This is a genomic window from Pseudomonas brassicacearum subsp. neoaurantiaca, assembly GCF_013608025.1.
In the GTDB taxonomy this organism is placed as follows: Bacteria; Pseudomonadota; Gammaproteobacteria; order Pseudomonadales; family Pseudomonadaceae; genus Aquipseudomonas.
Genome location: NZ_VDLV01000054.1, coordinates 8,817 through 9,482, shown reverse-complemented (window position 1 = coordinate 9,482; position 666 = coordinate 8,817). Strand labels below are relative to the sequence as shown.

Sequence of the window (666 nt, the reverse complement as noted above, 5' to 3'; positions counted from 1 at the left end):
CTGCTGGCCGATGTCGGCATCTGGTACCGCATCACCAGCGACGATCGCCTGAACATCGACGTGGTGGAATTTCACGACGACCAGCGGCACTACCAGCGCGGCGTCACGTTGCCGTGCCGCCCGCCGTCGGGCTTGTCCGCCGATGGCCAGGATGCCGTCTGGAACCTGCAGACCGCCCACCGGATGGTCGAGCAAAGGATCAACTTTCGCGCCTACCATCACCGCGAGGCCCATGCCTTCCTGGACGGCGAAGTCGACCACACCCGAGGTGCCAAGGGCACCTACGGCGAGGCCTATCACTACGGCGAACCCTACACGGTGCTGGGCGAGCGCTACGCTCTGGACGAGGACCTGCAAAGCGAAAGCGGTTTCTTCTACGCCCGCCTGCGTCACGAACTCTACCTCAACGACCAGACCCGCCTCAGCGGCACCACCAGCAGCGCCATCCTGGCCCCGGCGCAGCGCCTCGACATCACCGGCGGCGCGCCGAAGGCCTTCGGGCCCGGCGCGGTGATCGTCAGCCTGCGCACCGAAGCGGCCCGCGACCGCAGCTTTGTCGCCCACTTCCAAGCCATTCCCTACTCGGAAACCGTGTGCTTTCGCCCAGCGCTGCTGCCCAAGCCGCGCATGAGCGGCACCCTCCCCGCCCGCGTCAGCCACCCGGTC

Annotated in this window: 1 pseudogene; it reads left to right on the top strand. The window is 67.6% G+C overall.

Annotated features, from left to right (window positions below):
- Positions 1–666 (top strand): annotated as a pseudogene (locus FHK92_RS27920) (contractile injection system protein, VgrG/Pvc8 family); the annotation flags it as partial.